General features: G+C 63.5%; 8 protein-coding genes. All 8 read right to left on the reverse strand.

The window, feature by feature from the left end; all coding sequences use genetic code 11:
• Positions 1 to 2: 2 nt before the first annotated feature.
• The 8 genes from pqqD to NOV72_RS28835 are packed head-to-tail and all read right to left on the reverse strand — an operon-like array spanning position 3 to position 7324.
• Positions 3 to 311: a pyrroloquinoline quinone biosynthesis peptide chaperone PqqD gene (pqqD, locus tag NOV72_RS28800; protein ID WP_245933195.1), complete on the reverse strand. Its 309-nt coding sequence runs from the start codon at positions 309 to 311 to the stop codon at positions 3 to 5.
• Positions 308 to 1054, reverse strand: coding sequence for a pyrroloquinoline-quinone synthase PqqC (gene pqqC, locus NOV72_RS28805; protein WP_106857938.1), 747 nt, complete (start codon positions 1052 to 1054; stop codon positions 308 to 310). Before pqqC ends, pqqD begins: the two co-directional genes overlap by 4 nt.
• Positions 1055 to 1083: 29 nt before the next feature.
• Positions 1084 to 2004 (reverse strand): pyrroloquinoline quinone biosynthesis protein PqqB, encoded by a 921-nt coding sequence (gene pqqB / locus NOV72_RS28810; protein WP_106857939.1) that lies wholly within the window; start codon positions 2002 to 2004, stop codon positions 1084 to 1086.
• Complete coding sequence (locus NOV72_RS28815; RefSeq protein WP_106857924.1) at positions 2001 to 2573, reverse strand: cytochrome b; 573 nt, start codon at positions 2571 to 2573, stop codon at positions 2001 to 2003. Before NOV72_RS28815 ends, pqqB begins: the two co-directional genes overlap by 4 nt.
• Before the next feature lie 46 nt (positions 2574 to 2619).
• Positions 2620 to 3441, reverse strand: coding sequence for a formylmethanofuran dehydrogenase subunit C (locus NOV72_RS28820; RefSeq protein ID WP_106857925.1), 822 nt, complete (start codon positions 3439 to 3441; stop codon positions 2620 to 2622).
• Positions 3438 to 4379, reverse strand: a complete 942-nt coding sequence (gene fhcD, locus NOV72_RS28825) for a formylmethanofuran--tetrahydromethanopterin N-formyltransferase (protein WP_106857926.1) — start codon at positions 4377 to 4379, stop codon at positions 3438 to 3440. The genes NOV72_RS28820 and fhcD overlap by 4 nt, the downstream gene beginning before the upstream one ends.
• Positions 4380 to 4382: 3 nt before the next feature.
• Positions 4383 to 6077: a formylmethanofuran dehydrogenase subunit A gene (locus NOV72_RS28830; RefSeq protein WP_106857927.1), complete on the reverse strand. Its 1695-nt coding sequence runs from the start codon at positions 6075 to 6077 to the stop codon at positions 4383 to 4385.
• Positions 6074 to 7324, reverse strand: a complete 1251-nt coding sequence (locus tag NOV72_RS28835; protein WP_106857928.1) for a molybdopterin-binding domain-containing protein — start codon at positions 7322 to 7324, stop codon at positions 6074 to 6076. The genes NOV72_RS28830 and NOV72_RS28835 overlap by 4 nt, the downstream gene beginning before the upstream one ends.
• Between the last annotated feature and the right edge of the window lie 489 nt (positions 7325 to 7813).

The following is a 7813-nucleotide window of genomic DNA, read 5'->3' on the forward strand; positions in this document are numbered from 1 at the left end:
CGCTACTCCAGCCAGCCTCGCGCACGCGCGCCGGCGATAAACGCGCGCACGTCGTCGCCGAGGCCCGACGCGTTGAACGCCTGCTCCAGATCCGCGACGAGCGCGGGAATGTCGCGCGTGCCGTCGCAGCGCAAGAGAATTTGCGCCGCGCTCTGATTGAGCTTCACCATGCCTTCGGGATAAAGCAGCACGTGCGCATCCTGCGCCGGCTCCCATTGCAGGCGAAACAGGCGTTTTAGTTTCGGATGCAACGAATCGTCGGGTGCGACGACCGCTTCCTGCTTGCGTCGTGTCGGATTGATGTCGCTCATTGCGGGAAAGCCTTTTCGATCGAATCGAGCATGGTCCAGAGAATATCGAGCTTGAATTGCAGGATATCGAGCGCGCGTTGCTGCGCCGCGCGCGTCGTGAAATGCGCCAGCGTCACTTCGAGCCCGTGCTCGACATCGCGCTGCGCAAGCGACACGCGCGAGCGGAAATACGAAAGCCCTTCCGGCTCGATCCACGTGTAATGCTCGGGCCACGTCGCGAGACGGTCCTTGTGAATTTGCGGTGCGAACATTTCGGTGAGCGACGAGCACACCGATTCCTGCCACGGCGCGCGCCGCGCGAAGTTCACGTAGGCATCGACGGCAAAGCGCACGCCGGGCGTCACGAGCTTCAGCGACCGGAGATCGTCGCGGGAAAGTCCGACTGCATCGCCGAGACGCGCCCATGCCTCGATGCCGCCGGGCTGATCGCCATAGCCGTCGTGATCGAGAATGCGCAGCACCCAGCGGCGGCGCGTTTCGCGATCGGGACAATTCGACATCACCGCCGCATCCTTCAACGGAATGTTGATCTGATAGTAGAACCGGTTCGCGACCCAGCCGCGTATCTGTTCCTTCGAGCAGCCGCCGCTGTTCATCATCACGTTGAACGGATGATGGATGTGATACGCCGTGCCCTTCGCGCGCAACTGCGCTTCGAATTCCTCGCGCGTCCACGCGGGTCCGTCGTCGTTCACCTTCGTGAAGACCGGGCCTGTGGTCGGGTTCAGCATCGGATCGAACATCGAGTGGTTCTCCATCTTCAGTGCGAATGTCATAACTCGAAGGTCATGCCGTCGTGCGCGACTTCGATGCCGTGCTCCGACAGAATGCGTCGTTCGGGTCCGTCCTCGATGAGGATCGGATTCGTGTTGTTGATATGGATCAGCACCTTGCGCACGCCCGCGCGACCGATCGAATCGAGCACTTCGATCATGCCGCCCGCGCCGCGCTGCGCAAGATGGCCCATGTCCTTGCCGGTCTTCTTCGTGAGATTCAGCGCGATCATTTCGTCGTCGGTCCATACGGTGCCGTCGACGAGCAGCAGGTCCGCTGCGCGCATCGCGTCGAGCACGTGCGGCTCCAGTGCGCCGAGACCCGGTGCATAGAATGCGCGCTTTCCGGTTGCGGTATTCGTGAACATGAGACCGATGTTGTCGCCGGTTTCGGGCGCATTGCGATGCGGCGAATAAGGCGGCGCCTTGCTCGACAGCGGCAACGCGTCGATGGCCACGCGCGGCAATTCGGGCACGGAGAACGATGCGCCATCGAGCGCGATGCGCCTGTGCTCCACGCCGCAGTAATGCGAAAGAATCGACGTGACGGGAAAGCCCGTCGAGAGGTCTTGCCATACGGCGTCGGTCGTATAGAGCGGCAAGGGCGTGCCGCGCTCGCGCAGCATCAGAAGACCGGTGACGTGATCGATCTGCGCATCCATCGTGACGACGGCCGCGATGCCCGTGTCGCGCACACGGCGCGCGGGTTGCAGTTCGGGATTGGCCGCGATCTGCGCCAGAATGTCCGGCGATGCGTTGACGAGCAGCCAGTCCTCGCCGTTATCGGTAACGGCAATGGAAGATTGCGTGCGCGCGCGCGCCGCGATCGTGCCGCGCCGCACGCCGTCGCAATTGCGGCAGTTGCAGTTCCATTGCGGAAAGCCGCCGCCCGCCGATGAACCGAGCACGCGTATCTTCAAGGCCACATCCTCCGCAAGAGACCGTCGCGGTCGATCAGTTGATGCTTCATCGCGCCGAGAAAATGCAGGACGACCAGCGCGGCCATGATCCACGCGAGATATTCGTGGATGCCGAAAAAGACCTGCCGCAGATGCTTGTCGTCCCAGCCCCATTGCGGCAGCGCAATGCCCCAGAACTTCGTGCCGAACTTGTTGAACGACGAGCCGAGATAACCGGTGAGCGGCATCGCCACCATGCCCACGTATAAAAGAGCCTGCGTCATGCTCGCGGCGGCGCGTTGCCACGTTGGCATCGGCGGCAGAGGCGGCCGGCCATAAGCCAGGCGTACCAGGATGCGCATCAGCACAAGCAGGAAAACGGTGATTCCAAGCGACTTGTGGAAGTTGATGAGGTCCGACTTGAACGGCAGCCCGCGCGGCAGGCCGACCATATAGAAGCCGATGCACAGCATCGCGATGATCGCGATCGCGATGAGCCAGTGCAACGCGATCATCGGGCGTGCGTAACGGCCGCTCGCGGCATCGAGCCTGCCGTCGCGCGATGTAGCGGATGTCCGCGCGGTGCTCATCGCCTCTCTCCTGTGAAAGCCCAGCAGTCCATTGTTCATCTCCCGGCTATGAATTGGCGATCAGCAATTCCCCCCGTCCGTCCACTGCGAGGTCGCCGGCGTAGCGTCGCGGCAACACATGACTCGCGAATGTCGAAAAAGGGGCGCTCTCGCGCGCCAGCATGCGCGTGAACAGCAGCCAGAACACGTCGAAGCCGCGGCCGCCTTCGGTGAAGGTCGGCGGGATACGCGATGGCGCGCGTGTCAGCAGCACGGTGCCGCGCCGCATGCCGTATCCCAAGTGTGCGCCCACTTTTCCGCCGATGCAGACCGAACCCGCGACCATGCGCGACGCCGCGAAATCGCCCGCGTCGCCCGCGACGAGCACCGTGCCGCGCCGCATGCGATCCGCGAGGCGCGCGCCCGCGTCGCCGTGAATCGCGAGCGTGCCGCCTGTCATGCCTTCCATGTCGCCGGGCAGCGCGCCCGCGGCGAAATCGCCCGCGTTGCCGTGAATCGAGATACGTCCGCCTTGCATCTCGCACGCGGCGTAAGCGCCTGCATCGCCCTGTATGTGCAACTCGCCGCCGGTCATTTTTATGCCCGCGTAATCGCCCGCGCTGCCCTGCACGGCGAGCGTGCCTTCGGTCATGTTCGCGCCGATGCGATCGAGCCAATGCGCATCGCCTTCGATCGTGAGCGAGGGCTTTTCGTCCTGCGTCAGCGCGATATCGAAGAGATCGCCGAGCGTGCAGGTTTCGCCCGCGCCTTGCAGCGCGATGCGAGGCAATTCGGCGCGTGACGCCGCGCCGAGTTCGACAGGCAGTAATTTCGACCCATCGACGCGAAAGCTTGGTGCATTTTTTACGCGCAACGTGATCGCGTTCATGCGCGGCTCCCGTCGATGTCCTTCGACAATTCATGCAGCTTGAAGTGATACGGCCCGAGCTTGCCGCCGTAATTGCCTGCGGAAACGCGCAGCACGCCGCCCGCGCGGCCGATCTTCGCGGCGGCGGCAATGCCGGCGGTCATCGCGGCGCCGACATCGGCATCGGTGAGGCCGTCGATCACGATTTCGAGCACGCACGCGACGTCCGGCGTCAACTCGCTTTTCTTCGACAAACCGACGAGCGTCGGGCAGAACGCATCGTTCGTCGATGCCGTCGCGCCCGCGTACTTCGAGCCGATCTTCGATCCCGAGCGCACGACGCCGCCCGGAAACGGCGTGATGACGTTCGGCAGGCGATGCATCGCGGCAACGGCGGATTCCGCCGCGTGCAACGCGCTATCGATGTCGCGCGCGAGAAACAGCAGATTGCCGCCGCCGACGGCCTTCACCGTCGCGGTGAATTCCTCGCAGACGAACTCGCCGTCCATCACGGGCACGCGCCAGTAGCGCGTGCCGTCGAGCACTTTCGATATCTGATAGCCGTCGCCGAAAAAGCGCAGGCCCGCGCCGAGCGGCGCGTCGTCGGAAAGCGGCGCGTGGATGTTCGCCGGATCGATGCCGCCGTAGACCGCCGTCGTCGGGCACGTCAGCACGCATTGCCCGACGCGCCGTGCAATCTGCTTCGCCAGTTCCTTCGACGATATCGCGAAGATCAGCACCGCGATGCCCGGCCTTCCGTCGGGCGTTTCATCGCTTGTGAGATCGCGTTCGATACCCGCTTCGCAGCCGCAATCGATGACGGACGTGGCGAACCCCGTCAGCGAATTGGCCGCATGGCGCGCCCATGTCGGCGTATGCGCGGTGATGACGAGCCGCGTCGCCTTCATCGGGAAGGCTTCGGCGAAGGTGTCGTCGATCTGCGTGTCGTTGATGCGCATGCGTCAGCTCCCGCCCGCCGCGAAGCACGCGACCGGCAAGAGCCGCCCGCCGTTGCAGCATGCGCAGATTTCATCGTCGCCGATCGCGATATTCTCGAAGCGCGTCGCGAGGTTCTTCCGCGCGAAATCGCGCACGCGTGTTTCGATCGCGCGGTCGTATTCCGGGCTCACGAAATGAATGCCGCCGGTGGGCGTGGCGAGCAGCGTGCCGTCGCGCGCGATCAGCTCGCCGTCCTTGAACACATACGCGGGCGAGGTGAACATGCGCTCGCGATCGGCATCGTCGCGATACACGGCGATATCCGCTGCCGCGCCCGCGCCGAGGTGGCCGCGATCTTTCAGGCCAAGCAGTTTCGCGGGACCGGCGCGCGTGATGATCGCGATATCGTAGAGCGAGAATTCGCGCGTGATTTCGGCGAGCGCGCTCGCGGTCTTTGCATCGGCGTGGAGCGTGTCGAGCTGTGCGTCGCGAAAGGACTTGTCCATCAGCAGGCGGATCAGGTGCGGATAACTCGTGAAGGGCGCGCCGTTCGGATGATCGGTGGTCATCGACACGCGCCACGGATCGTCCACGAGCAAAAAGATTTCCAGCCCGATGATCCATTGCAGCGCGTTCACGAAGCTCTGCTCGCGATACTTGAACGGCACGACGCCGCAACCCGCATCGCATTCGATATCGCCGAGCACCCATTTACGCGGCTTGGCCATCGGTGCGTTTTTGAACTGCATCATCGTGTCGCCGGACGCCGTGACCGTCTGGCCGAAGATGATCTGGCCGACATCGATCGTCACGTTGGGCCGCGCGTTCACCGCTTCGGCGATCGCCCGCGCGCCCGACGAAAACTTGCGCGGCCCTTCGGCGCCGTAGCTATGAAACTGAATATGCGTCAGATGAATGGGCAGGCCTTCGGCCGCGTCCATCGTCCTGATCGTCGATTCGATGTTGCCCGGCACGCCGAGATTGCTAGCGTGCACATGCAGCGGATGCGGCACGCGCAGATCGGTGAGCGCGCGCGTGAGGGTCTTCAATACATCGCGCGGCGTGATGCCGTAGTGAACGTGTCTTTCATCGACATCCAATGAACGCTGATTGAACTTGAACGCCGAAATGCCGCCGGGATTCACGACCTTCACGCCGAGCGCCTTGCTCGAATCGATCGTCCAGCCGACGTAATCGCGCACGCGTTCGAAGTCTTCGTTCGCGGCGAGCATTTGCAGGAAGAGCTCGTCGTTGCCCATCATCACGTAGGCGCCGTGATCGATGATCGGCGTGTCGCCCATTTCCAGATGTGCATGCCGCGCATTCGATGCAATCATCGCCGGCTCGAACGCGGCCGTGTAACCCATTTCCGCATAGCGATAACCGGCCGCGAGCGTGCCCGGCGCGCACACGCCGCACGACGGCAAGCGCATGTAGCGGCCTTCGTGCGGACGATCGGGCACGGCGCGCGGATCGTCGCGATGATCTTCCGGCAGCAGCAGGCGCGACAGATTCGTCTTGCCGCCGCCGATGTGCGAATGCAGGTCGATGCCGCCCGCCATCACGACCATGCCATTTGCATCGAACTCCTGATCAATTCCTTCTCCATGCGCGTGATCGACGATGCGCCCGTCGCGGATATGGATGTCGCGTTTTTCGCCGTCGATGCCGTTCGCCGGATCGTAGAGCGTGCCGCCTTCGAGGCGCGTGACGCTCATTGCGGTCTCCTTGCCTGCGCGAGCTGCGAGGCGATGGAAGCGACCGTTGGCAAGGCGATATCGCGCGCGGCGACGAGTCGCGCGACCACGGAAGTATCGACGCGAAACAGGTGCCCGCCGCTGTCGATGCCGGGCGTCGCGACCGGAATGAACACGGTCGGACCTGTGCGCGCGGGCACGTCCGTCGATGGATGGCCGAGGATGATGGCGGGCACGTCATCGGCGAGCGATGCGGGCAGCGGCTCGGGCGCGAAGCTCGCTACCCAGAGCAGCGCATCGATTTCGCCGCGACGCAGCAGCGTTTCCGTGCGATAGCGATGCGCATCGTGATCGAGCGGCTGACGGTATGTAACGCGCGTGCGCGGCGGAAAGCCGGAGAGCCACGTGATCGTCTGATTGACGGACGCCGCGCCGTCGTCGCCGGTCAGTGCGAGCGCGCCTGCGCGCGCGGTGCGGTTGACCGCCTTCACGATGCGTTGCAGCGCTTCTATTGCGAGCGCCGCGTGTTTCGTCGGCAGTGTTGCAGGCTCGTAGATGAACGCGGTGTAGTGCGCCCTGACGATGCGCTCCGTCAGCGCGACGAGTTCCGCGACCGATATCGGCCGGCCGCCTTCGACATGCGCGGACCAGCGCGCGAGGGTATCGAAGGGATCGGCGTCCGGCATGATCGATTCGGCGCGCGTGTTCGCCGCTTTATCGATGTCACATCCGACGAATACGATGCTCACGTCGCGTTCGTTGTCGATCGCGCGTTCGTAGAAGCGCGGATAGCGCTGCGACGGAGTGCATGCGAACACGACGACGAGATCGGCGCGCGAGCGCACTTCCGACAGCGTCGTGAAGAAGGCGCCGCGATCTTGCAGCGCGCGATTGCTGTCGGCGAGTGTGTCGCCGTGAAGATGATCGAGGATCGCGCCGCAATGCGCCGCGAGTTCATAGAGCGCGCGTGCGCCGGTGACGTCGGTCGCGAGTGCGCCGAAGAGCGGCCTACGGGCGGCGGACAGGATCGCGTTGGCTCGCGAGAGCGCCGATGGGAGATCGGTGGATTTTCCGTCGATGGCTGGGGTGCTGCTTGCGTCCTGCGGACCGTAGCTTGCAAGTGATGCCTCTAGCCGCGGGCATGCTGGGGACGGCGCTGCGAGCCGTTGATCTTCGCCTGGCGCGAGCGTGATGTCGTCGCATAGCATTGGACAGAACGGACACGTCCAGGGGCTTACGGATGTCGTTTTTGTTGGGGAATCGGGCATGGTTTTGCTTTAATGCAAGATCTGTGCCGTTTGTTTGTTTGTTGCTGGATCCCGATTTGCTTTTGGTCTATTAGCGTTGCCCCTAGGCGGGCGGCAGTTACTTTCTTTGCTGCTGCAATGAAGCAGCTTTTATCGCGCTCGGCGCGGGGGCTTTCTGAGGCCTCGAGGGTTTGAGTGAAACTTGCTTTCGCGTCGGTCTATTGGCGTTGCCCCTGCGCGGGGCGGCAGTCACTTTCTTTGCTGCTGCAAAGAAAGTAACCAAAGAAAGCAGCGGCGGATTCAACCGGTCGATGCAACACCTCTGGTTTAATTATCGGGAAAGGGTGTGGGAGCATCGATGAGTCGACAGAGAAAGCCTTGGATGGGCAAAGCGGAGCGGCAGCGGCTGTGGGAGTTTTGGCGTAATGGGGAAAGCGTCAGTGGGATTGCGCGGGCATTACAGCGGGATGTCGGCTCAACGCACCGGCACATCGCCAAACATGGCGGGAT

It is taken from the genome of Caballeronia novacaledonica, assembly GCF_900258035.1.
Taxonomy (GTDB): Bacteria; Pseudomonadota; Gammaproteobacteria; order Burkholderiales; family Burkholderiaceae; genus Caballeronia; species Caballeronia novacaledonica.

Excerpts from the sequence above, each read along its gene's own strand:
- pqqD (WP_245933195.1), bottom strand. The coding sequence starts at position 311 with ATGAGCGACATCAATCCGACACGACGCAAGCAGGAAGCGGTCGTCGCA.
- pqqC (WP_106857938.1), bottom strand. The coding sequence starts at position 1,054 with ATGTTCGATCCGATGCTGAACCCGACCACAGGCCCGGTCTTCACGAAG.
- NOV72_RS28815 (WP_106857924.1), bottom strand. The coding sequence starts at position 2,573 with ATGAGCACCGCGCGGACATCCGCTACATCGCGCGACGGCAGGCTCGAT.
- NOV72_RS28820 (WP_106857925.1), bottom strand. The coding sequence starts at position 3,441 with ATGAACGCGATCACGTTGCGCGTAAAAAATGCACCAAGCTTTCGCGTC.
- fhcD (WP_106857926.1), bottom strand. The coding sequence starts at position 4,379 with ATGCGCATCAACGACACGCAGATCGACGACACCTTCGCCGAAGCCTTC.
- NOV72_RS28830 (WP_106857927.1), bottom strand. The coding sequence starts at position 6,077 with ATGAGCGTCACGCGCCTCGAAGGCGGCACGCTCTACGATCCGGCGAAC.
- NOV72_RS28835 (WP_106857928.1), bottom strand. The coding sequence starts at position 7,324 with ATGCCCGATTCCCCAACAAAAACGACATCCGTAAGCCCCTGGACGTGT.